The sequence below is a fragment of the Marmoricola sp. Leaf446 genome (genome assembly GCF_001424755.1).
Classification (GTDB): domain Bacteria; phylum Actinomycetota; class Actinomycetes; order Propionibacteriales; family Nocardioidaceae; genus Marmoricola.
This window is the reverse complement of sequence record NZ_LMRF01000004.1, coordinates 179,152-201,715: the sequence shown is the minus strand read 5'-3', so window position 1 is coordinate 201,715 and position 22,564 is coordinate 179,152. Positions and strand designations below refer to the sequence as shown.

Annotated in this window: 17 protein-coding genes; 7 read left to right on the top strand and 10 right to left on the bottom strand. The window is 75.4% G+C overall.

The window, feature by feature from the left end; translation table 11 throughout:
• Positions 1-43 precede the first annotated feature (43 nt).
• The 3 genes from ASG49_RS12575 to ASG49_RS12565 are packed head-to-tail and all read right to left on the bottom strand — an operon-like array spanning position 44 to position 4,614.
• On the bottom strand, positions 44-3,805 hold the full coding sequence (locus tag ASG49_RS12575) for a DNA polymerase III subunit alpha (RefSeq protein WP_056542350.1): 3,762 nt from the start codon (positions 3,803-3,805) through the stop codon (positions 44-46).
• Positions 3,806-3,819: 14 nt separating this feature from the next.
• A complete protein-coding gene (locus ASG49_RS12570; protein ID WP_056542348.1) occupies positions 3,820-4,251 on the bottom strand; it encodes an SAV_6107 family HEPN domain-containing protein in 432 nt (143 codons plus the stop codon).
• A 12-nt stretch (positions 4,252-4,263) separates the two neighbouring features.
• Positions 4,264-4,614 carry a DUF6504 family protein gene (locus ASG49_RS12565; RefSeq protein WP_056542346.1) on the bottom strand — a complete coding sequence of 117 codons (351 nt, stop codon included), beginning with the start codon at positions 4,612-4,614 and terminating at the stop codon, positions 4,264-4,266.
• 173 nt (positions 4,615-4,787) lie between these two features.
• Between ASG49_RS12565 and ASG49_RS12560 the strand changes: the two genes are divergently transcribed.
• Entirely contained in the window at positions 4,788-5,294 is a 507-nt protein-coding gene (locus ASG49_RS12560; protein ID WP_056542344.1) for a YbaK/EbsC family protein, read from the top strand.
• A gap of 54 nt (positions 5,295-5,348) precedes the next feature.
• A complete protein-coding gene (locus tag ASG49_RS12555) occupies positions 5,349-6,656 on the top strand; it encodes an NAD(P)/FAD-dependent oxidoreductase (protein WP_056542474.1) in 1,308 nt (435 codons plus the stop codon).
• A 10-nt stretch (positions 6,657-6,666) separates the two neighbouring features.
• Here ASG49_RS12555 and metF read toward each other — a convergent pair whose 3' ends face one another.
• Positions 6,667-7,554: a methylenetetrahydrofolate reductase [NAD(P)H] gene (gene metF / locus ASG49_RS12550; protein WP_056542342.1), complete on the bottom strand. Its 888-nt coding sequence runs from the start codon at positions 7,552-7,554 to the stop codon at positions 6,667-6,669.
• Positions 7,555-7,584: 30 nt separating this feature from the next.
• Here metF and ASG49_RS12545 point away from each other — a divergent pair, with 30 nt between their 5' ends.
• Complete coding sequence (locus ASG49_RS12545; protein WP_056542341.1) at positions 7,585-8,670, top strand: polyprenyl synthetase family protein; 1,086 nt, start codon at positions 7,585-7,587, stop codon at positions 8,668-8,670.
• Between the two features lie 27 nt (positions 8,671-8,697).
• Here ASG49_RS12545 and ASG49_RS12540 read toward each other — a convergent pair whose 3' ends face one another.
• Positions 8,698-9,096: an Rv2175c family DNA-binding protein gene (locus ASG49_RS12540; RefSeq protein ID WP_162244529.1), complete on the bottom strand. Its 399-nt coding sequence runs from the start codon at positions 9,094-9,096 to the stop codon at positions 8,698-8,700.
• A gap of 260 nt (positions 9,097-9,356) precedes the next feature.
• On the opposite strand from ASG49_RS12540, the gene pknB reads away from it, so the two are divergent.
• Together pknB and aroF are read left to right on the top strand one after the other, a co-directional pair.
• Complete coding sequence (gene pknB, locus ASG49_RS12535) at positions 9,357-11,495, top strand: Stk1 family PASTA domain-containing Ser/Thr kinase (protein WP_056542340.1); 2,139 nt, start codon at positions 9,357-9,359, stop codon at positions 11,493-11,495.
• A 106-nt stretch (positions 11,496-11,601) separates the two neighbouring features.
• The gene (gene aroF / locus ASG49_RS12530; protein WP_056542469.1) at positions 11,602-12,627 is read left to right on the top strand and encodes a 3-deoxy-7-phosphoheptulonate synthase; all 1,026 of its coding nucleotides are present in this window, start codon (positions 11,602-11,604) and stop codon (positions 12,625-12,627) included.
• A 134-nt stretch (positions 12,628-12,761) separates the two neighbouring features.
• Here the strand turns inward: aroF and ASG49_RS12525 are convergent, their stop codons facing one another.
• Genes ASG49_RS12525 through lon form a run of 3 tightly spaced genes read right to left on the bottom strand, consistent with a single transcriptional unit; the run spans position 12,762 to position 18,268 of the window.
• Positions 12,762-13,760 (bottom strand): low specificity L-threonine aldolase, encoded by a 999-nt coding sequence (locus ASG49_RS12525; protein ID WP_056542338.1) that lies wholly within the window; start codon positions 13,758-13,760, stop codon positions 12,762-12,764.
• 29 nt (positions 13,761-13,789) lie between these two features.
• Entirely contained in the window at positions 13,790-15,865 is a 2,076-nt protein-coding gene (locus ASG49_RS12520; RefSeq protein WP_056542336.1) for an alpha/beta fold hydrolase, read from the bottom strand.
• Between the two features lie 42 nt (positions 15,866-15,907).
• Entirely contained in the window at positions 15,908-18,268 is a 2,361-nt protein-coding gene (lon, locus tag ASG49_RS12515) for an endopeptidase La (protein WP_056542334.1), read from the bottom strand.
• A gap of 222 nt (positions 18,269-18,490) precedes the next feature.
• Here lon and ASG49_RS12510 point away from each other — a divergent pair, with 222 nt between their 5' ends.
• Positions 18,491-19,369 (top strand): SGNH/GDSL hydrolase family protein, encoded by an 879-nt coding sequence (locus tag ASG49_RS12510; RefSeq protein WP_056542333.1) that lies wholly within the window; start codon positions 18,491-18,493, stop codon positions 19,367-19,369.
• 85 nt (positions 19,370-19,454) lie between these two features.
• Here ASG49_RS12510 and ASG49_RS12505 read toward each other — a convergent pair whose 3' ends face one another.
• Complete coding sequence (locus ASG49_RS12505; RefSeq protein ID WP_056542330.1) at positions 19,455-19,859, bottom strand: PPOX class F420-dependent oxidoreductase; 405 nt, start codon at positions 19,857-19,859, stop codon at positions 19,455-19,457.
• 96 nt (positions 19,860-19,955) lie between these two features.
• Here ASG49_RS12505 and ASG49_RS12500 point away from each other — a divergent pair, with 96 nt between their 5' ends.
• Positions 19,956-21,203 (top strand): hypothetical protein, encoded by a 1,248-nt coding sequence (locus ASG49_RS12500; protein ID WP_056542328.1) that lies wholly within the window; start codon positions 19,956-19,958, stop codon positions 21,201-21,203.
• Here ASG49_RS12500 and ASG49_RS12495 read toward each other — a convergent pair.
• Complete coding sequence (locus ASG49_RS12495) at positions 21,142-22,485, bottom strand: class II 3-deoxy-7-phosphoheptulonate synthase (protein WP_056542326.1); 1,344 nt, start codon at positions 22,483-22,485, stop codon at positions 21,142-21,144. The two genes, ASG49_RS12500 and ASG49_RS12495, sit on opposite strands and share 62 nt — an antisense overlap.
• Positions 22,486-22,564: the final 79 nt, after the last annotated feature.

The following is a 22,564-nucleotide window of genomic DNA, read 5'->3' as shown; positions in this document are numbered from 1 at the left end:
CGGAGCTCCCGGAGCAGGGCCGTGGGGCCAGGGCGCGGGGCGCTCACCCGGGGCTCCCGGGGCTGCGGTGCCACAGCGCGCGGGCCACCTGACCGGTGACGACGCCGGGGCGGGTCCCGGCGGGGGCCACGTCGGCGTAGGGGGAGGTACGGAACCCGCTGGTGTGCACCACGACCCGGCGGGGGCCGGGGTCGCCCACGGCCCCGTCCTCACCCGAACCGGCCGGGCCGGAGCCGCGCGGCACGCGGGCCAGCTCGTCGTGCACCGCCGACATCCCCTCGACCTGCCAGAGGTCCTGCAGCGCCCCGAGGTCCCACGCCCCGGTCGCCCGCAGCGAGACGCCGCGACGCCCGGTGCGCCGCAGCACGCCGCGGACCACCAGCAGCCACGACCCGAACACGGTGGCGGCGTAGGGGCCCTGGGCGTCCTCGAAGAACGTCGCGTCGACCGGACCGGTGGCGTCGTCGAGGGTCAGGAAGACCACCCGCCGGCCCGAGCGGATCGGCGGGGTCTGGGTGGCGACCTTGACGCCGGCCACCAGCAGCTCGGCGCCGCTGCGGGCCTGGAGCAGACCGGCCGAGCGGGTCACCCCGAGCCGGTCCAGGAACGCGGCGTGGAAGTCGACCACGTGCCGGCTGACGTCGAGCCCGAGGACGTCGAGCTCGGCGCGCACCCGGTCGGCGGGCGACATCTCCGGCAGCCCGCTGACCTGCTGGTGGGTGGGGTCGCCGAGGTCGAGGGTCAGCTGCACCGAGTCGCGGTCGGGGTGGTGGGGGCTACCGGTGTGATCGGGGCGGCCGTCGCCGGGCGGCCGGGTGCGCGACAGCCCGCGGGCGCGCCGCAGCTCGCTGCGGGCCGAGGCCCGCTGCAGCCGGTCGAGGTCGCCGACCTCGAGCAGCAGGTCGCGCCGGGTCACCCGGTGACGACGCCCGCACCCCTCGGCACCGCCGAGGCCATAGACGCCGTCCAGGCCGCCGGCCTGCACGATCCGCTCCACCACGGGCCGGGAGACCCGGGCCCGCTGCCACAGGTCGGTGAGCGAGGCGTACGGCGCGCCCTCCCGGCCGGCGACGATGCGCCGGACCTCGGCGTCGGTGATGCCGCGGACCTCGCTGAGCGAGAGCCGGATGCCGTAGCCGTCGGCCAGCCGCTCGACGGTGTAGGTCGCCGCGCTGGCGTTGACGTCGAGGCCGAGCACCGCGATGCCGAGCTGGCGGGCGTCGTCGAGGATCAGCCGCTTGGGGTACATCCCGGGGTCGTGGGTCAGCAGCCCGGAGATGAAGTGGGCCGGGTAGTGGGCCTTGAGCCAGGCCGACTGGAAGGTCGGCAGCGCGAACGCGGCGGCGTGGGCCTTGCAGAACCCGAACGAGGCGAACGCCTCGATCACCGTCCAGATCTGCTCGACCACGTCGAGGTCGTAGCCGCGGCCCAGCGCCCGGGGGTGGAACCAGGCCCGGGTCGCGGCCATGCCGTCGCGGTCCCCCAGCGCGCGCCGCCACTCGTCTCCCTCGGCGTAGGAGCAGCCGGTGAACAGGGCGATCATCTCGATCACCTGCTCGTGGAAGACGACCACGCCGCGGGTGCTGCCCAGGATGGGACGCAGGTCGTCGTGGAGGTAGTGAGGCAGCCGCCAGCCCTGCTTGGCCTCGAGGTAGGGGGTGATCATGTCGCTCTTGACCGGCCCGGGCCGGAACAGCGAGATGTCGGTGATGATGTCGGAGAACTCCTCGATCCCGGACTTGCCCACCAGCTCGCGCTGGCCCGGGGACTCGATCTGGAAGATGCCGAGCGTCTTGGCGCTGGAGATCATGCGGTAGGTCGTCGGGTCGTCGAAGGGCACCTGGGTCTGGTCGTCGAGGTCGACGTGGTGGCCCTCCACCCGCTCGATCTCGGCCACGGCGTGCGCCATCGAGGACTGCATCCGGATGCCGAGCACGTCGAGCTTGAGCAGGCCGAGGTCCTCGACGTCGTCCTTGTCGAACTGGCTCATGGGGTAGCCCAGCAGGCTGTGCTCCACCGGTGTGCGCGCGAGCAGGCTGCGGTCGGAGAGCAGCACGCCGCAGGGGTGCATGGCGATGTGGCGGGGCAGGCCGTCGAGGCTCTCCACGAGCCGGAAGAACAGGTCGAAGCTCCCCCACTCCCCCGCCGCCGCCTCCCGGGCCAGGCCGGTGGCGCGCAGCTCGGGCAGGTCGCGCAGCGCCGCGCGCGCGTCGCGGGCCCGCACGTGCGGGAAGGCCTTGGCGATCGCGTCGACCTCGCCCGCCGGCATGCCCAGGGCCGCACCGACGTCGCGGATCGCGTGGCGGACCTTGTAGGTGTCCATCATCGAGACCGTCGCGCAGCGCTCGCGGCCGTAGCGCTCCAGGATCGCGTCGTAGACCTCGAGCCGGCGGGCGGACTCCACGTCGAGGTCGATGTCGGGCAGCGAGCGGCGCCGGGGCGAGAGGAAGCGCTCCATCAGCAGGCCGTGCCGGATCGGGTCGACCCCGGAGATGCCGAGCAGGTAGTTGACCAGGCTGCCGGCCCCGGAGCCGCGGGCGGCGCTGCGGATGCCGAGCCCGCGGACCATCTCGGTCACGTCGCCGACGGTGAGGAAGTAGGGGGCGTAGCCGAGACGCCGGATGGTCTCGAGCTCGTCGTCGAGCCGCTTCCAGATCCGCTGGCGGCCGACGTCGCCGAAGCGCCACCCGATGCCGGCCTGGCACCGCGCGCGCAGCACCGCGTCGGCAGGAGCCTCGGCCCCCACCCGCGCCGGGACCACGGTCGTGGAGAGCTCGAGCTCGGGGAGGTGGACCTCGCCGAGGCCGAGGTCGGCCCGGGGGTCCAGCACGCACTGGTCGGCGACGCCGCGGGTGCCGGCCAGGACCGCGGTCGCGCTGCCGGTGCCGGCGAGACGACAGACCTCCTCGGCGACCTCGTGCATCTGCTTGCCGGACTTCAAGAACCCCTCGGCGTTGCGCCGGTCGAGGTGGCGCAGGTCCATCGGGACGAGCCGACGTGTCGCGTCGAGGACGTCGGTGGTGGGGGCGTCGAGGCGGTCGGCGAACCGCACCGCGTTGCTGAGCACCACCGGGACCCGGCGTCCGCGCCGCGAGGCCACGCCCAGCATGCGGGCGGCGTGGACCGAGGTGCCGGGACCGTCGCCGCGCAGCCGGTGGGAGGTCAGCTCGACCGCGAGCTGCTCGGCACCGACCAGCTCCACCCACCGCGCCAGCACCTGCTCGGCGAGGTCGTCGCGGCGCCGCGCGGCGGCCAGGCCCAGCTCGGAGGTGGGGCCGAGAAGCACGCGGACCGGCTCGCCGGCGACGTGCTCGGCCACCGCCTCCGCGGTGCACACCGGCGAGCCCCGCTCACCCGGCGGGGCGCCCCAGCCGGGCCGGTCGGCCCAGCCGCCCCGGCCGGCCCCGTCGGCCGCGGCCGCACCGTCGGCCGCTCCGTGGGCCGCCGAGACCAGCCGGCACACCGCCGCCCAGCCGCGCCGCCCCTGCGCCAGGAAGACCACCCGGGGCAGCCGGGGGTCCCGGACGACACCACCGCGCACGGGGGTGCGGGGCTGCGCCCGCGGGCCGGCACGGCGCGCCGGCTCGGGGCGGAAGGCGAGGTCGACCCCGAGGACGGGTCGCACCCCGTGGGCCAGGGCGGCCTTGGCGAAGCGCACCGCGCCGTAGGTGCCGTCGCGGTCGGTCAGCGCCAGCGCGTCCATCTCCTGCTCCGCCGCGCGCTCCACCAGGACGTGGGGGTGGGACGCGCCGTAGCGCAGGGAGTAGCCGGAGGCGACGTGCAGGTGCACGAAGGGGTCGGACACCGGGCGGGCCCGGCTCAGGCGACGCGGATGGGAGCGTGCTCGGTCAGACCGAGCGAGGTCTCGACCAGCGCCAGGAACCGATCGGCGTCCCGCACGAGGTCGTCGGCCTCCCGCGGCGTCACCGCCCGCCGGGAGCCCGCCTCGGCCGCCGCCCGCTTGGCGGCGCCGGCGGCGAAGAACGTGGCCCACTCCTCCAGCTCGGGAGCGACCTCGGCCAGCAGCACCCACGCATTCTTCTGCCGGGACCGGCGTGCCGTGGTGGGACGGGCCCGGGCCGCCAGGAGCGCGGCCGTGGCGCGGAGCGCCGAGACGTGGGCCTGGGCGTAGCGCTCGGGCACCCCGGGGGTGGTGATGGCCTCGCGCAGCGAGGTGGCCGCCCGCTCGAGGTAGGAGTGGGTGGCGGCCGGCAGGAAGGCGGGCGGCGAGTAGTCGACAGCAGCGCTCACGGGTCGGCCTCCTCAGTCCATCGCCCGGACGAGCTGCCAGCTGCCGTCGGACCAGCTGAGGACCAGGTCGAAGACGCCGTAGCCCGGGTCGGCGTCGCCACCGGCTCCGCCGCGCCCCGCGGCCGCGGCCAGCGCCGCGACCCGTCCCCGGGCCGCGGTCACCCGCCAGACCTCCTGCTCGCGGAGCAGGTCGGTCACCGCGGCACCGGAGGCCTCGGCGGCGGGTCGGGTCCACCAGGCCCCGGTCTCCACCCAGTGCGCCACCACCTCGCGCACCTGCCACAACCGGCCCCGCCACAGGAACTGCTCGGGGTCCTCCTCCGCACCCTTGCGGACCTCCACCGGGTCGTCGTAACGCCGCACGTCGTGCTCCTCGTCTTCTCGCAGCCGTCTCGACCCGCTGGGTGCCCCGGTGGAGGACGGGGGTCGAGGTCATCCCCCACCGAGGCTGATCGAACACGTGTTCGAACAACCTCAAGGTACACCCGCCCGCCGACAACCCGTCAAGCCTCCGACGAGCCCGGTACGGTGCGGCCATGGGCGACCCGGTCACGGAGCACGCGGCGATCACCCGCTTCCGCGAGGCGCTCGCAGCGCGGGGCGGGACCGGCGAGGTCGTGGTGCTGCCGGAGGGGGTCCACACCGCCGCGCTGGCGGCCCAGGCCCTGGGCTGCGAGGTCGGGGCGATCGCCAACAGCCTGCTCTTCGCCGTGCCGGCGACCGACGGGTCGACGGACGGGACCCCGCTGCTCCTGCTCACCAGCGGGGCGCACCGGGTCGACACCGGGGCGGTGGCCGGCCGGATCGGCGTACCCGCCCTGCAGCGGGCGCGGCCCGACTTCGTGCGGCACCACACCGGGCAGGTGATCGGCGGGGTCTCCCCGCTCGGGCACCCGGCGCCCGTGCCGACCTACCTCGACCCGTGGCTGCGGCGGCACGAGGTGGTGTGGGCGGCCGCCGGCCACCCGGCCGCGGTGTTCAGCACCACCGTCGAGGAGCTGCTGCGGATGACCGGCGCCACCGAGGTGGACGTCGAGGCCTGACGCGCCCGGTGCCGCCGGGCCGGCGGCGCGGGACCGCCCCCTAGGGTGACCGCCATGGCACGGGTGGTGGTGGTCGGCGGCGGGTACGGCGGACTCGCCAGCGCCGCCCGTCTGGCCAAGCTCGGCCACGACGTCACCGTGCTCGAGGCGCGCGACACCCTCGGCGGGGCCCTGGGACGCGTCGAGCGCGACGGGTTCACGTGGGACGCCGGACCGGCCCACACCCTGCTGCCGGCCGTGGCCCGCGACCTGTTCCGCAAGTCCGGCCGGCCCCTGGAGCGCGAGCTCGAGCTGGTGCCGCTGACCCCGCTGCGCCGGCACCGGTTCGAGGACGGCACCGAGCTCGACCTGCCCGCCGGTCGCGCCGACCAGCTGGCCGCCGTCGACGCCGCGCTGGGGCCCGGGGCCGGCACGGCCTGGGTCGAGCACGTCGACGCCTTCGCCGACGACTGGGCGGCACTGCGCCGCGACTACTTCGAACGACCCTTCGCGCGCGACCTCGCCGGCGACCACGCCAAGGCGCTGCTCGGCACCCGGCTGACGCTGCACAAGGTGCTGCGCTCGACCTTCCGCAAGGACGAGCGGCTGCGGCTCCTGGCCGGCACCGCGGCCCTGCTGGAGGGCCACGCGCTCCGCGACGTCCCGGCCTGGGTCGGGCTGTGGAGCTACGTCGAGCAGAACTTCGGCTCCTGGACGGTGCCCGGCGGCATGGCCGGGCTCACCGACGCCCTCGCCGCCCGCCTGGCGACGCGGCGCGTGCAGGTCGAGCTCGGCACCCGCGTGCGCGACCTCGAGGTCCGCGAGGGCCGGGTGCGCGGCGTCCGCACGGACGACGGCGACCTCGACGCCGACGTCGTCGTGGTGGCCGTCGACCCGCGCCAGGTCCCGGCGCTCGCCCCGCACGTACGCCGGACCAACCCGGCCATCCCGCCGGTCGTGGCCCACGTCGGCCTGGCCGGCGAGGTGCCCGACCTCCCCCACGAGACCGTGCTCCACGGCGACCCGACCCTGGTCGTGCGCACCGGCGGCACCGCGCCCGCCGGCCACCACGCCTGGACGCTGCTCGCCCGTGGCCGGATCAGCGAGGACCCGGTGACGGCGCTGGCGCGCCTCGGGGTCCGCGTGCGCGACCAGGTGGTCGTGCAGGTCGACCGGTCCCCCCTGGAGCAGGTGCGCACCTACGGCGGCTCGCCGTACGGCGTGCTGTGGCAGGGCCGCGGCACGGTCGCCCACCGCCTCGGACCGCGTACGCCGATCGGCGGGACCTACCTCGCCGGGGCCAGCGCCAACCCCGGGGCCGGCGTCGCGGCGGTCGGGCTGTCGGCCTCCCTCGTCGCGCAGGCGGTCGGCCCCGCGACGTGAGGTCGGGCGCTCAGGCGCTCAGCGACAGCGCCGACCAGATCTCGCGCGTGGCCTTGGAGCGGTTGAGGGTGTAGAAGTGCAGCCCCGGCGCCCCTCCGGCGAGGAGGTCGTCGCACAGCTCGGTGGCGATCGCGATGCCCTCGGCGCGCACGGCCGCGGGGTCCTCGGCGAGCGGCTCGATGCGCGAGCGCACCTCCGCGGGGATGTCGCGCCCCGAGAGCTCGACCATCTTGGTCATCGAGGTGACGCCCAGGATGGGCATGATGCCGGGCACGATCGGGATCGTCACCCCGGCGGCCCCGGCGCGCTCGACCAGCCCGAGGTAGTCCGAGGCACGCAGCACCATCTCGGTGACGGCGAACTCCGCGCCGGCGTCCTGCTTGGCCCGCAGCACCGCGACGTCGTCGTCGAGCGTCGCCGCGTCGCGGTGGCCCTCGGGGAACGCGGCGACACCGATGCACAGGTCGCTGCTGCGCCGCACCAGCCCGACCAGCTCGGAGGCGTAGTCGACGCCGCCCGGCGTGGGCTCGAACGGCGTGCCCGGGCCGCCGGGCGGGTCGCCGCGCAGCGCCAGGACGTTGCCGACCCCCGAGCCGCGCAGCGCGGCGAGGATGTCGAGCAGCTCGGCGGTGGTGTGGCCCACGCAGGTCAGGTGGGCCATCGGGAGCAGCGAGGTCTCCTGCGCGATCCGCGCCGTGATGGCCAGGGTGCGGTCGCGGGTGGTGCCGCCCGCGCCGTACGTGACGGAGACGAAGGAGGGCTGCAGCGGCTCCAGCTCGCTGATCGAGCGCCACAGGACGTCCTCGCCCGCCTCGTCCTTGGGCGGGAAGAACTCGAAGGAGAACGAGCGCTGTCCGCTCCCGAGCAGGTCGCCGATGCGCGCAGGGGTCCCGGACATGCCCCGAGGATACGGGGCTAGGCTCACCCGGTGACCGTGCCGCACGCAGCGTGGGACACCGCCGGTTTCCGGACCTCGGTCGAGTCCACGCTCCTCGACTTCGTCGATGCGCAGGCCGCCTGGCTGGCCGAGCTGGGACCCGACGCCGACCGGCTCGTCTCCCACGCCCGCACCAGCGTCACCGGTGGCAAGCGGCTGCGCGCCGCCTTCTGCTGGTGGGGCCACCACGCGATCGACGACGCCCCCCTCGACGACGTGACGGGCACGGCGCTGCTGCGGGCGTGCGGCGCGCTGGAGCTGCTGCACGCCAGCGCCCTGGTGCACGACGACCTGATGGACGCCTCCGACACCCGTCGCGGCCACCCCTCGACCCACCGCGCGTTCGAGCGCCTGCACCGCGAGCAGGGCTGGAGCGGCGGCGCCGTGGAGTACGGCGCGTCGGCGGCCATCCTGCTCGGCGACCTCCTGCTCAGCTGGTCCGACGAGCTGCTGCGCACCTCCGGGCTGCCGGCCGAGCGCGTCCTGGAGGCACTGCGCTTCCTCGACCTCACCCGCAGCGAGGTGGTGACGGGGCAGTTCCTCGACGTCTCCGCGCAGGCCCGGGGCACCGCCGACGTGGACACCGCGATGACGGTGCTGCGCTACAAGTCGGCGAAGTACAGCATCGAGCGGCCGCTGCACGTCGGGGCGGCGCTCGGGGGCGCGACGGCGGCGCAGGTCTCCGACCTGACCCGCTTCGGGCTCCCGCTGGGCGAGGCGTTCCAGCTGCGCGACGACGTGCTCGGCGTCTTCGGCGACCCGGCGGTGACCGGCAAGCCCGCGGGCGACGACCTCGTGGAGGGCAAGCGCACCGTGCTGGTCGCGCTGGCCCTCGACGCCCTCCCGGCCGAGGAGGGCCGTCGTCTCGACGTCGCCCTCGGCACCCCGCTCGACCCCGACCAGGTCGCCGAGCTGCGCGACCTCATCGACGCCAGCGGCGCGCTCGCGCAGCTGGAGCAGGTCATCGAGCACCTGACCGGCACGGCCCTCGCGGCGCTGGAGCGCGCCGAGGTCACCGACAGCGCCCGCACCGCCCTCGCGGGGCTGGCGGAGCAGGCGACCCAGCGCACGGTCTGACCGCCCGCGCCGCGTGGGCCCCGTCGCTCAGGACAGGGCCATCGCCTGGGCGCGGCGCTTGACCTCCGAGCCGCGGTTCTCGCGCAGCGCGTCGATGGGGCGACCCGGGAGGGTCTCGTCGTCGGTGAACAGCCAGGTCAGGATCTCGAGGTCGTCGTAGTGGCCGTCGTGCAGCAGCGTGAGCAGCCCGGGCACCCCCTTGACGATCTCGCCGTCCATGACGAGCGCGGCTGGGACCTGCTGACCGGCCTTCGGGCGCGGCACGGCGGCGGCCAGCTGGTGCTCCCGGATCCAGGTGCGCACCCGGCTGACCGTCACGCCGAGCGCCTCGGCGGTCTGCTTCCAGTCCCACCATTCGCCCACCAGGGCGTCGAGGTCGGCGTTCGGGTCGGCGGAGGCCGGCACGCGGAGGTCGTCGTCGCTCACCGGCCCATGCTCCCACCCGAGCGGCGCCGCGGCGTACTCGGCCGGAGATCCTGCTGCTGCGCCGGAGCCCTGGTCCCGGCGCAGCGCCGGTTTCCCAGGCGACCCTGGGAAACCGCCGCCGCGCGCCGACCCACCCCGGCAGACCGACCCCCCACCGCGACTCCACGCCGACGGGTCGCACGGTCCCGGGCCGGGGACCCCTGGCACCGTAAAGTGGCTGGTCAGTCGGGCTCTCTTCCCCACCCGCGCCGGAGGACACCGTGGACCGCACCCGTGACGCCCTGACCGGGCGCGTCCTGGACGGGCGCTACCGCCTCGGCGCCAGGATCGCCCGCGGGGGCATGGCCACCGTCCACGAGGCCGTCGACCTGCGGCTGGACCGGCCGGTCGCGGTCAAGGTGATGCACGAGGGACTGGCGGCCGACGACGAGTTCGTGCGCCGCTTCCAGCGCGAGGCCCGCTCGGCCGCCCGCCTCTCCGACCCCCACGTCACGGCCGTGTTCGACACCGGCGACGACGACGGCACGCTGTTCCTCGTCATGGAGCTGGTGCCCGGCCGCACGCTGCGCGACCTGGTCAGGTCCGAGGCCCCGGTCGCCCCGGGCCGGGCGCTCGCGCTCGTCGAGCCCGTGCTGTCAGCGCTGGCCGCCGCCCACCGCGCCGGCATCGTCCACCGCGACGTCAAGCCCGAGAACGTGCTGCTGGCCGACGACGGCCGCGTCAAGGTCGCCGACTTCGGTCTCTCGCGGGCCGTCAACGCCGAGACGCAGCACTCCGCGACCGGCGGGGTGCTCATCGGCACCGTGTCCTACCTCGCGCCCGAGCTCGTGGTCGACGGCACCGCCGACGCGCGCACGGACGTGTACGCCGCCGGCGTGGTGCTCTTCGAGCTGCTCACCGGCAGCAAGCCGCACCAGGCCGAGAACCCCATCCAGGTCGCCTACAAGCACGTCCACGAGGACGTCCCACCGCCGTCGAGCCGGGTCCCGGGGCTGCCGGCCTACCTCGACGCCCTCGTCGCGCGGGCCACCTCGCGCGAGCCCGCGCTGCGGCCCGCGGACGCCCAGGTCCTCCTCCAGCAGGTACGCCGGGTCCGGCTGGCCCTCGACCAGGGCGTGCTCGAGGACGACGAGCTGACCGCCGACCTCGCCCCCGTCGCCCTGGCCCGCTCGGCCGGTGGCGTGGTCGAGGAGCTCGACGCCGCCACTACCGACGAGATCCCCGACATCCTCGCCCCCGCCGAGGCGGCGCGGGCCGCGCGGGTCGACGACCGGGAGCACACCCGCACCGTCCGGCGCGACGACCTCGGGGCCGACACGGTCTACGACCAGGAGCAGGACCGGTCCCACGACCGGCTGCACGAGGGCGGCAGCACCCTGCTCGCCCCGCCCCGACCGCCGCAGCAGCGCCGGGGTGACGGCGGGGTCCCGGGCTGGGGCAGCGAGCGGCTGGTCGGTGGACCGGTCGGCGACGGCACGGACGACCACGACGACTGGCCGGAGGCGCGCCCGCACCGTCGCGGACGCGGACCGGTGGCGCTGCTGCTCGTGCTGCTCCTGGCCGCCGGGGCCGCCGGCGCCGGCTGGTGGTTCGGCGTCGGCCGCTACACCGACGCCCCGGCGGTGTTGGGGCTGTCGCGGGCGGCCGCGGAGACGCGGCTCGAGGCGGCCGGCCTCGACCTGCGGGTCGGCGACCCGGCGTACAGCGAGACCGTGCCGCGCGGCCGGATCGTCGCGACCGACCCCGAGCCGGGCGGCCGGGTGCTCCAGGACGGCACCGTGGTGGCGGTGCTCTCCCGCGGGCCCGAGCGCCACGACGTGCCCGCCGTCGCCGGTCGCTCCCTCGACGCCGCGCAGCAGGCGCTCCTCGACGCACGGCTCGGGTTCGGCGAGGCCGTCGAGCGGTTCTCGGCCGAGGTGCCGAAGGGCCAGGTCGTCGCCAGCGACCCCGTCGCCGGCACCGCGCTGCGCCGCGACGCCGCCGTCGACCTCGTGGTCAGCAAGGGCCCCCGGCCGATCAAGGTGCGCGACTGGACCGGCGAGGACGCCGACGAGGCGCAGGCGGCGCTGGAGGAGCGCGGCTTCGAGGTCGAGGTCGGCGAGGAGAACAGCGACACCGTCGACGCCGGCACCGTGATCGGGCAGTCGCCCGACTCCGGCACCGCCTTCCGGGGCGACACCGTCGAGCTCACCGTCAGCAAGGGCCCGGTCCTGGTCGAGGTGCCCGACGTCGTGCGGATGGGCGTCGCCGCGGCCACCGCCCGGCTGGAGGCGGCCGGCTTCGAGGTCGAGGTGCAGGAGTCCAGCCTCTACATCGGGGTGCAGTACGTCGTCTCGATGGACCCCGGCGGCGGTGGCCGGGCCCCCCGGGGCAGCACCGTCACGCTGGGCATCGTCTGACCCGTTCGTCCGGTAGGTCCGTCGAGGAGGTCACGATCCGGACTCAGCGGTCCGGATCCTGGAAACCTGGTCCGTCATGCGGACGAAGGCGTCCTACGCTCGCGGCATGGTCGTGGTGATGTCGCCGGAGGCCACCGAGGAGCAGATCGCACGCGTCACGTCCCGCGTCGAGGAGACCGGTGGTCGCGCCTTCGTGAGCCGCGGCGTCGTACGCACCATCATCGGGCTGGTCGGCGACATCGAGTCCTTCCACGGCCTCAACCTGCGCAGCATGCCCGGCGTCGAGGCGGTCCACCGCATCTCCGACCCCTACAAGCTCGTCAGCCGCCAGCACCACCCCGACCGCTCGACGGTGCACGTCGGCGAGCCCGGCGCGCAGGTCGCGATCGGCCCCGACACCTTCACCCTGATCGCCGGCCCCTGCGCCGTCGAGTCGGCCCAGCAGACCCTCGAGGCGGCCGAGATGGCGCGTGCCGCGGGAGCGCGGCTGCTGCGCGGCGGGGCGTTCAAGCCGCGGACCTCGCCGTACTCCTTCCAGGGCCTGGGCACCAAGGGCCTGGAGATCCTCGCCGACATCGGTCGCGCCACCGGGCTGCCCGTCGTCACCGAGGTGGTCGACGCCCGCGACGTGGCCGTCGTGGCCGAGCACGCGCACATGCTGCAGGTCGGCACCCGCAACATGGCCAACTTCGGGCTGCTCCAGGCGGTCGGCGACGCGGGCCGACCGGTGCTGCTCAAGCGCGGCATGAACTCCACGGTCGAGGAGTGGCTGATGGCCGCGGAGTACGTCGCCCAGCGCGGCAACCTCGACATCGTGCTGTGCGAGCGCGGCATCCGCACCTTCGAGCCCGCGACCCGCAACACCCTCGACATCTCCGCGGTGCCGGTCGTGCAGGCGACCAGCCACCTTCCGATCATCGTCGACCCCTCGCACGCCGGCGGCCGCCGCGACCTGGTCGTCCCCCTCTCCCGCGCCGCGATCGCGGTCGGCGCCGACGGCATCCTCGTCGACGTCCACCCCGACCCGGAGAACGCGCTGTGCGACGGCCCCCAGGCGCTGGTCGGCGCCGACCTGCGCGAGCTCGCCTCCGCCGTACGCCGCCTCACACCGGTGGTGGGCCGCCGGGCCTAGACCGCCCGCGCACCGTAGACGCGCGGACACAAGTTCGCCGGAGCTGGTCGACCTGACCCGTTCTGCCCCGGTACGCCGACCCGTTGGCCGGACTTGTGTCCGCGCGTCTGCGAGCCCGCGGGCCGTCCGGACCGTCAGCCGACGAGCCGGGAGAGCACCTTCGCGGCGCGCTCGACCTCGTCGCGGGTGACGTCGAGGTGGGTGAGCATCCGGACCCGGGTGGGGCCGACGGCACCGATGAGCACGCCCTCCTCGCGGGCGGCGGCGACCACGGCCGCGGCGTCCGGGGCCTCGACGACGACGATGTTGGTCTCGGTCAGCGCGGGGTCCTGGCCGCAGGCCTCGGCCAGCAGCCTGGCGTGCTCGTGGTCGTCGGCGAGCCGGTCGAGGTGGTGGTCGAGCGCGTGCAGGCCGGCGGCCGCGAGGACCCCGACCTGGCGCATCCCCCCGCCCATCCGCTTGCGACGCACGCGGGCCACCTCGATCGCCTCGGCCGAGCCCAGGACGAGGGAGCCGATCGGGGCGCCGAGGCCCTTGGAGAGGCAGACCGCCATGGCGTCGGCCACCGCGCCGTACTCCCGCAGCGGGGTGCCGGTGGCGACGTGGGCGTTCCAGATGCGGGCGCCGTCGACGTGCACGCCCACCCCGACCTCGTCAGCCCAGCCGCGCAGCTCCTGCAGGTCGGCCAGCGGGAGCACCGTGCCGCCGGCGAAGTTGTGGGTGTTCTCCACCGCGATCGCGGTGGTGCGCACGAAGAAGGGGCCCATGTCGGGGGCGTACATCGACCGCACCGTCGCCAGGTCCAGCTGGCCGCGCTCCTCGACCCAGGTGCGGCTGGTGATGCCGAGCAGCGCCCCGTGGGCGCCGAGCTCGGCGCGCAGGATGTGCGAGCGCGACTCGCAGAGCACCTCCTCGCCCGGCCCGACGAGGGAGGCGACGGCGAGCACGTTGGCCATCGAGCCGGTCGGGGTGAACAGCGCGGCCTCGAAGCCGAACAGGTCGGCGACCCGCTCCTGCAGGTGCTGGACCGTCGGGTCCTCGTCGTAGACGTCGTCGCCCACCTCGGCCTCGGCCATCGCGCGCCGCATGGCCGGGGTGGGGCGGGTGACGGTGTCCGAGCGGAGGTCGATCATGTGCCGAGCCTAGGAGCGGGGTCGCGGCCTCAGCCGAGCAGGTCGGGCACCACCCACTCCTCCCCCAGCACGTGGTGGGCGAGGAAGGCGAAGACCGTGGCGTACCAGAGCTTCGCGTGGTTGGGGGTGAGCACCCAGTGGTTCTCGTCGGGGAACAGCAGGAACTTGTGCGGCATCGAGCCGTCGTCGGCCTCGGCGTGCGCGGCCAGGTCGGCCCACAGCCGCAGCCCCTCCCCGATCGGCACCCGGTAGTCCTTGTCGCCGTGGACGACCAGCATCGGGGTGACGATGTCGGCGACGAACCGGTGCGGGGAGTTCGCGGCCGCCATCTCGGGCGTCATCTCGCGCGACCAGTACCACGGGGCGTCGGTCGTCGGCCCGAACTGGTCGAGGGCCCACAGGCTGGCGTGGGTGACGATCGCGTCGAAGCGGTCGGTGTGCCCGGCCACCCAGTTGGCCATGTAACCGCCGAAGGACCCGCCCATCGCGGCGGTGCGGCTCTCGTCGACGTCGTCGCGGGCGACGGCGGCGTCGGTGGCCGCCATCAGGTCGGTGTACGGCGCGCCTCCCCACGCGCCCCAGCCGCGGGCCACGAAGTCGAGCCCGTAGCCGGTCGACAGCGCCGGGTCGGGCAGCAGCACGGCGTACCCCCGGGACACGGCGAGCCAGGGGTTCCAGCGCCACGACCAGGCGTTCCACGAGCCGAGCGGCCCACCGTGGATCCACAGCAGCAGCGGGGCGGGAGCCTCGACCGACGCCCCGTGGGGCAGGCACAGCCACGACCGGACGCGGGTGCCGTCGGCGGCGGTCGTCTCGACGTCGACCAGCGTGCCCGGCAGCAGCGGCGGCTCGGCCGGGCCGCGCAGGGGGACGGAGGCCTGGTCGGGCGTGGTGGCGTCGAGGCGGACCGGCCGGGGCGGCTCGGCCCAGGAGGTGCGCAGGGCGTAGACGGTCCTGCCGTCGGGGCTCACCTGCACGTCGGAGTAGGCGAAGTCGTCGTGGGTCAGCCGGGTGAACGCACCGCTGCCCACGTCGCAGCGGAACACCGGCGAGCGGCCGTCCTCGTCGGCGTGCAGCAGCAGCGCCGAGCCGTCCGGGGTCCAGGTGAGGTCGCCCGCCGGCCAGTGGTCCCAGTCGCCGCTGAGGTCGCGCAACGCGCCGGTGGCGAGGTCGACCACGGCCAGCCGCACGTCGCCCGGGTCGTCGGGGGTGGAGCGTCGCTCGGTGGTCACGGCCAGCGTCGCCCCGTCGGGGCTGAAGGACGGCGAGCCAAGCTCGACCCCGGGGTCGTCGAGCAGCAGCCGGCGTTCCCCGGTCGCGACGTCGACCAGCGCCATCGCCGAGCGCATCCCGCCGCGTTCGCGGACCGCCCAGGTCGCGGCCACCGTGGTGCCGTCGGGGCTGAGGTCGTGGCCCCCGGAGTAGAAGCTCGTGTCGCCACGGCCGGCACCCGGGGTCAGGTCGCGCAGCTCGACCCGGTCGTCGCCCTCGGGGAGGGTGCCCACGAGGAGCCGGGGGTGGTCGGGGCCGAGGTCGTGGTCCCAGAAGCGGATCCCGGCACCCTCGTGGAGGATCGCGGAGACCTTGCCGTCCTTGCGCGCCTTGCGGGTGCGGGCCTCGGACTCCTCGTCGGTGGAGGACGGGAAGGTGGCCGAGGTCAGCACCAGGGTGCCGGCGTCGCGCGCGACCCGGACGTCGCCCACGCCTCCGGGTCGGGAGGCGACGACGCGCGCCTCACCGCCACCGGCGGGCAGCTGCCACAGCAGCGCCGTCTCCTCGTCGTCCTCCGCGGCCGGGTCGGGCCGCGACGAGGTGAAGAGCACCGAGCCGTCGGTGGCGAAGCTCGCACCGGCCTCGCCCTTGGCGCTGCGGGTCAGCCGACGCGCCGGCCGGTCACCGGCCGGATCGACCTCCCACAGCGCGCTGACCCAGCGGGCACCCGCCGGGTCGAGGGTCTGGACCGAGGTCACCAGCCGCGTGCCGTCGGGCGACACCGCGAGCCCGCCGACGCGGGGCAGGGCGACGTAGGCCGCCAGGTCGTGCAGCGGGTCGGCGGAGACGACAGCGGGGCCGTCGGGGGCGGTGGTGGGGTCCGGGTCGCTCACCCGTCACACCCTGCCACGCGCCTCCGACAGCCCTGCGGGACCTCAGGCGGCCGTGAACCCGGCGGCCCGCGGGCTCTCCGGCTCGCCCGCCGCCGCGTCCTCGAGCGCCAGCGCGAGGATGTCGGCCACGTCGGCCACCGGCCGCACGTCGAGCGCCTCCAGCACCTCGGCGGGCACGTCGTCGAGGTCGGGCTCGTTGCGCGCCGGGATGAAGACCGTCGTGGCGCCGGCCCGCTGGGCCGCGAGCAGCTTCTGCTTCACCCCACCGATCGGCAGCACGCGACCGTTGAGGGTCACCTCGCCGGTCATGGCGACGTCGTGGCGCACCGGGCGACCCGTGGCCAGCGAGGCCAGCGCGGTGACCATGGTGACGCCCGCCGACGGACCGTCCTTGGGCACCGCTCCCGCGGGCACGTGGAGGTGCAGGCTGCGGTCCAGCGCGGTGGCGTCGACGCCGTGCTCGGCGCCGTGGGCACGCAGGTAGGACAGCGCGATCTGCGCCGACTCCTTCATCACCTCGCCGAGCTGGCCGGTGAGGTGCAGCCCGCGCTCGCCGGGCATCGACGTCGCCTCGATGAAGAGCACGTCGCCGCCGGTGCCGGTCACGGCCAGCCCGGTCGCCACGCCCGGCACCGCGGTCCGCTCGGCGGTCTCCGGGGTGAACCGGGGCCGGCCGAGGTAGTCGCGCAGCGTGCTCGCGTCCACCGTCAGCGGCGCCGCCTCGCCCGAGGCCAGCCGGGTCGCGGCCTTGCGCAGCACGCGGGCCAGGGCCCGCTCGAGCTGCCGCACCCCCGCCTCACGCGTGTACGACGCGGCGACCGACCGCAACGCCTCGTCCTCGACGACGACCTCGTCCTCGCCGAGCGCGGCCCGCTCCAGCTGACGCGGCAGCAGGTGGGTGCGCGCGATCGAGACCTTGTCGTCCTCGGTGTAGCCGTCCAGGGTGACGACCTCCATCCGGTCCAGCAGCGCGTCGGGGATCGAGTCCACGACGTTGGCGGTGGCCAGGAAGACCACGTCGGACAGGTCGAGGTCGACCTCGAGGTAGTGGTCGCGGAAGGTGTGGTTCTGCGCCGGGTCGAGCACCTCGAGCAGCGCCGCCGCCGGGTCGCCCCGGTAGTCCGAGCCCACCTTGTCGATCTCGTCCAGCAGCACGACGGGGTTCATCGAGCCCGCCTCGGAGATGGCCCGCACCAGGCGGCCGGGCAGCGCCCCGACGTAGGTCCGACGGTGGCCGCGGATCTCGGCCTCGTCGCGGACGCCGCCGAGGGCGACGCGGACGAACTTCCGGCCGAGCGCGTGCGCGACGGACTCGCCCAGCGAGGTCTTGCCGACGCCGGGAGGACCGACGAGGGCCAGCACGGCGCCGGAGCCTCGGCCGCCGACGACCTGGAGGCCACGCTCGGCACGGCGTGCGCGCACGGCGAGGTACTCGGTGATGCGGTCCTTGACGTCGTCGAGGCCGTGGTGGTCGGCGTCGAGCACCGCACGGGCGGCGCCGACGTCGGTGGTGTCCTCGGTGCGCACCGACCACGGCAGCTCCAGGACGGTGTCGAGCCAGGTGCGGATCCAGCCGGCCTCGGGGGCCTGGTCGCTGGCGCGCTCGAGCTTGCCGACCTCGCGCAGCGCGGCGTCGCGCACGTCGTCGGGCAGGTCGGCGGCCTCGACCCGGGCGCGGTAGTCCTCGGTGCCGTCGGGCTCGCCCTCGCCCAGCTCCTTGCGGATCGCGGCGAGCTGCTCGCGGAGCAGGAACTCGCGCTGCCGCTTGTCCATCCCCTCGCGGACGTCCTCGCTGATCTTCTCGGTCACCTCGAGCTCGGCGAAGTGCTCGCGGGCCCAGCCCAGGACACGGGTCAGCCGCTCCTCGACGTCGGGGGTCTCGAGGAGCTCGCGCTTCTGCTCGTCGGAGAGGTACGGCGCCCAGCCGGCCAGGTCGGCGAGGTCGGAGGGGTCGGTGATCCGCTGGACGTTGTCGATGACCTGCCACGCGTTGCGGCGCTGCAGGATCGCGATCACGACCTTGCGGTAGTCCTCGGCGAGCTCGTGGGCCCGCGAGGACGGGGCGTCGGTCTCGACCGGCTCGGCCTCGACCCACAGCGCCGCACCGGGGCCGGGGACGCCGGAGCCGATCCGGGCTCGGGCGCCGGCGCGCAGCACGGCGACCGGCGCACCGCCGGGGAGGCGGCCGATCTGCTCGACGGTCGCCACGACGCCGTACGTCGGGTAGCGGTCGGCGAGCCGCGGGGCCAGCAGGAGGGTGGCCTCGCTGTCGGCGTCGGCCGCGGCGCGCGCGGCGTCGACCACCGGGCGGGTGTCGGCGTCGAGCTCGACCGGGACGACCATGCCGGGCAGCACCACGGTGTCGGGGAGGGAGAGGAGCGGGAGGGTCTGCACGTCGGTCATGGGGGTCTCCGATTCTTGAGTCTGTCCGGCTCAACCTCGGCCCGGGGTCGGCGCTTCCCGGGCGACGTCCGCCCACAGCGAACGCCCAGCACCTCCGACCCCGAGCGGGCACTTCCGCCCCGCTCCGACACGCCGACCGGGCAGCTCCGCGCACCCCGGGGGTTCCGTAACGTCCCGGCGCCGGACGCGTTGCTCCTGGGGACACCGACCTCTGGAGCTCCCATGCGCCGCCGCCTCGCCGCCCTGTCCCTCAGCATCGCCGCCGCCGTGTCGGCGGGCCTGGTCACGACCGCCCCGGCGTCGACCGCCACGACGGGCACCACCCCCACCCCGCCGTCGTACGTCGCGCTGGGTGACTCCTACAGCGCCGCCTCCGGCGTGCTCCCGGTCAGCCCGACCGCGCCGCCCCAGTGCCTGCGCTCGACCCGCAACTACCCCGCCGTGATCGCCGCCGCGACGGCCCGGCCGGTGCGCGACGTGACCTGCGGGGGCGCCGACACCACCGACTACCGGGAGTCGCAGTACCCCGGCGTCGCGCCGCAGCTCGACGCGGTCAGCAGCAGCACCGAGCTGGTCACGATGACCATCGGCGGCAACGACAGCGGCGTCTTCGTCGGCGCCATCACCACGTGCGGCACCGCCGGGGCGAGCACCGCCGGCCGGGGCAGCCCGTGCCGGGACCGCTACGGCAGCTCCTTCGAGGACACCATCCGCACCACGACGTACCCCGCGCTGGTCCGGGCGCTGCAGGACGTCCGCGCCAAGGCGCCCGACGCCCGCGTCGCGATCCTGGGCTACCCGTGGATCGTGCCGAGCAGCGGCCGCTGCTTCCCGCAGCTGCCCATCGCCGACGGCGACGTGCCCTACCTGCGCAGCCTGCAGGCCACGCTCAACGACGCCGTCGCGCGCGCCGCGGCGGCGACCGGAGCGACGTACGTCGCCCTCGACGGCGTCTCCGAGGGCCACGACGCCTGCAAGCCGATCGGCACCCGCTGGGTGGAGCCGGTCGTGGGCACCACCAACCCCGTGATCGTGCACCCCAACGCCCTGGGCGAGCGTCGGATGGCCGAGCAGACCCTCGCGGTCCTCGGCCTCGGCTGAGCAGGACTGCCCGCTCGACCCTCCTGGGCGTGCACGGACTGCCCGCTCGACGGTCCTGGGCGTGCACGGACTGCCCGCTCGGCGGTCAGACGTTGCCGATGACCCCGGTGAGGGTGATGCGCAGCGCCACCCGGGTGGGGTTCTCACGGGGCTGGCGGTAGCGCTCGGCGTAGCGGCGGCAGGCCTCGGCGACGGAGTCGGGGTCGTCGAGGACCTCGGCGGTGCCCTCGATCGTCGACCAGCGCCGACCGTCGACCTGGCACACCGCGACCCGGGGGTCGAGGCCGGCGCGGAGGTTGGCGACCTTCTGGGAGCCGCCCGAGGTGATGGCCCAGGCGAAGCCGCCGGTGCCCTCGGTGTCGGGGTCGACGGCGACGCCCATCGGGACGACGTGCGGGGAGCCGTCGCGCCGCAGCGTGGTCACGGTGCACAGGTGGCGCTCGCGCCAGAACTCGAGGTGGTCGCCCACCAGGGCGTGGGTGCGGGGCACGGGCCCACCCTGGCACAGCGGTTGTGGAGAACCGCCCCGCGGCCGGCGACGAGCCGCGACCATGGGCGCACGACCGGCTCGTTCCTCGGGGGGACCATGACCACGACCGCACCGACCCCACCCACCACCGGCTCCGCCGTGGGGCCCAGGGCGGCGGGCCTGCGGGACCCGGCGCTGGACCTGCTGGCCCTGCTGCTCGTGGCGGGCGGCACCGGCTGGGACCTGCTCTCGCTCTCCGAGGTCGGTCCCGCCACGCTGGTCGCCGGCGCCCTGGTGCTGGCCGCCGTGGGGTCGGTGCACGTGGCGACGGTGCTGACGCCCACGCCGCGGGGGGACGTGCTGCTCGTCGTACGCCTGCTGCTCGTGCTGGCAGCGGCGGCGGTCCTGCTCCCGGCCGTGCGGTCGCAGCCCGAGCTCACCGACGTCCAGGTGCCCTACCGCCCGGCCGCCGCCACCCTCGGCCTGCTGCTGGCCGCGGCCGTCGTGGCGTTGCTGCCCCGCCGGCCCGACGCGTCACCCGCGGCCGTCCGGTGGCGCCGGTACGCCGCGACGGCGCTCGTCGCCCTCGCCGTGCTCGACCCGGCGGCGGAGGTGGCGCGCGACGTCTGGCTGGCGTCGACCACGCTGCCGGCGGGGCTCGGGCTGCGACCGACGTCGGTCTACCTGCTCGGCGCCCTGACCGTCCCGGCACTCGCCGTCGGCCTGCTGCTGCTGCGGCGCCCCGGGGCGGGCGCGGTGCTCGGCTGCGCCTCGCTCACCGGGCTGGTCGCGCTCCTGCTGCTCGGCAGCGTGACCGCCGGCAGCGCCTACCCGCAGGTGGCCAGCCCGCTGGCCTGGGTCGTCGCGACCTCGGTGCTGCTGCTCGCGGGCGGGGTCGCCGTGGGCACCGACCCGCAGCCACCGCCGCAGGGCAGGTGCGCCGACCCGGCGCTCACCGCCGGGCTGGTGCTCGTCGCCGCTCCCGCCCTGGGCCTGCTGCTCGAGCTGCTGGCCCTGACCGGACGCTGGCTGACCCTCGACCGTGACCACGGCGAGCAGCTGCGCCCCGACGTGCTGGTGCTGGGCGGGCTGCTGGTGCGGCTGCTGGTCGCCGCCGGCGTGCTCGCGCTGCTGCACCACGGCGGCCGCAGCACCCGGGTCGCCGCCGGCGCGGTCGCGGGCGTCGTCGCCCTGCTGACGCTGCTGGGCATCATGGTGGGCCACGTCGTCGCGGGCGTGACCTTCACGCCGTGGGGCCTGATCGCCGTGATGGCCCCGCCGACGGCGGTGGCGGTGCTGGCGCTCAGGCCTTCCGCAGCATCTCCGCGACCAGGAACGACAGCTCCAGGCTCTGCACCCGGTTGAGGCGGGGGTCGCAGACCGACTCGTAGCGCCCGGCCAGGTCGGCCTCGCTGAGCTCCTCGCCGCCGCCGACACACTCGGTGACGTCGTCACCGGTGAGCTCGACGTGGAGGCCGCCGGGCCAGGTGCCGACGGCGCGGTGGACGTCGAAGAAGCCCTGGACCTCCTCGATGACGTCGTCGAAGCGACGCGTCTTGTAGCCCGAGGACGCCTCGAAGGTGTTGCCGTGCATCGGGTCGCAGACCCACGCGGCCTCGACCCCGGCGGCGTGGACCTTCTCCAGCAGCGGCGGCAGGTGGTCGCGGATCTTGCCCGCGCCCATCCGGGTGATGAAGGTCAGCCGGCCCGGCTCGTTGGTCGGGTTGAGCTTGGCGGCGAGCGCGATGGCGTCGTCGGAGGTCGTGGTCGGGCCGAGCTTGACGCCGATCGGGTTGGCGATGCGGCTCATCAGCTCCACGTGGGCGCCGTCGAGCTGGCGGGTGCGCTCACCGATCCACACGAAGTGGCTGGAGACGTCGTAGGGCAGCTGGGTGCGGCTGTCGGTGCGGGTCAGCGCGTGCTCGTACTCCAGCACCAGCGCCTCGTGGCTGGAGTGGAAGTCGACGCGACGCAGCTCGTCGACGTCGACGCCGATGGCCTCCATGAACGACATCGCCTTGTCGATCTCGGCGGCCAGCTGCTCGTAGCGACGGCCCACCTCCGAGCCGAGCACGAAGTCGGTGTTCCAGGTGTGCACCTGGCGCAGGTCGGCGTAGCCGCCGGTCACGAAGGCACGCACCAGGTTGAGGGTCGCGGCCGAGGCGTTGTAGACGTCCACGAGCCGGCTCGGGTCGGGCACGCGGGACTCGGGGGTGAAGTCGAAGCCGTTGACGGCGTCGCCGCGGTAGGCCGGCAGCGTCACGTCGCCGCGGGTCTCCCAGTCCGAGGAGCGCGGCTTGGCGTACTGGCCGGCCAGCCGCCCCAGCTTGACCACCGGGACCGAGGCGGCGTACGTCAGCACGACGGCCATCTGGAGCAGCACCCGCAGCTTGTTGCGGGTGTTGTCGGCGGTGACCCCGGCGAAGGTCTCGGCGCAGTCGCCGCCCTGGAGCAAGAACGCCTCGCCGCGCGCGACTGCGGCGAGCTTGGCCTTCAGCTCGTCGCACTCACCGGCGAAGACCAGCGGCGGCATCTGGCGCAGCCGGGTGACGGCGGCGTCGACCGCGGCGCGGTCGGGGTAGCTCGGCTGCTGGGCGGGGGCGAGGGCGTGCAGCTCGGCCAGGGACGGGACAGACGGGACGGACACCGCTCCAGGGTACGGCGCTCCGGACGCCGCACCGAAACGCGACCCCGAGGTGGACTCCCCGCCCCCGTGGGGCCGGACC

What these genes read in the sequence shown, in the direction of transcription:
- lon (WP_056542334.1), bottom strand. Translation starts at nt 18,268, where the DNA reads ATGACCGACGTGCAGACCCTCCCGCTCCTCTCCCTCCCCGACACCGTG.
- ASG49_RS12510 (WP_056542333.1), top strand. Translation starts at nt 18,491, where the DNA reads ATGCGCCGCCGCCTCGCCGCCCTGTCCCTCAGCATCGCCGCCGCCGTG.
- ASG49_RS12525 (WP_056542338.1), bottom strand. Translation starts at nt 13,760, where the DNA reads ATGATCGACCTCCGCTCGGACACCGTCACCCGCCCCACCCCGGCCATG.
- ASG49_RS12555 (WP_056542474.1), top strand. Translation starts at nt 5,349, where the DNA reads ATGGCACGGGTGGTGGTGGTCGGCGGCGGGTACGGCGGACTCGCCAGC.
- metF (WP_056542342.1), bottom strand. Translation starts at nt 7,554, where the DNA reads ATGTCCGGGACCCCTGCGCGCATCGGCGACCTGCTCGGGAGCGGACAG.
- ASG49_RS12560 (WP_056542344.1), top strand. Translation starts at nt 4,788, where the DNA reads ATGGGCGACCCGGTCACGGAGCACGCGGCGATCACCCGCTTCCGCGAG.
- aroF (WP_056542469.1), top strand. Translation starts at nt 11,602, where the DNA reads ATGGTCGTGGTGATGTCGCCGGAGGCCACCGAGGAGCAGATCGCACGC.
- ASG49_RS12500 (WP_056542328.1), top strand. Translation starts at nt 19,956, where the DNA reads ATGACCACGACCGCACCGACCCCACCCACCACCGGCTCCGCCGTGGGG.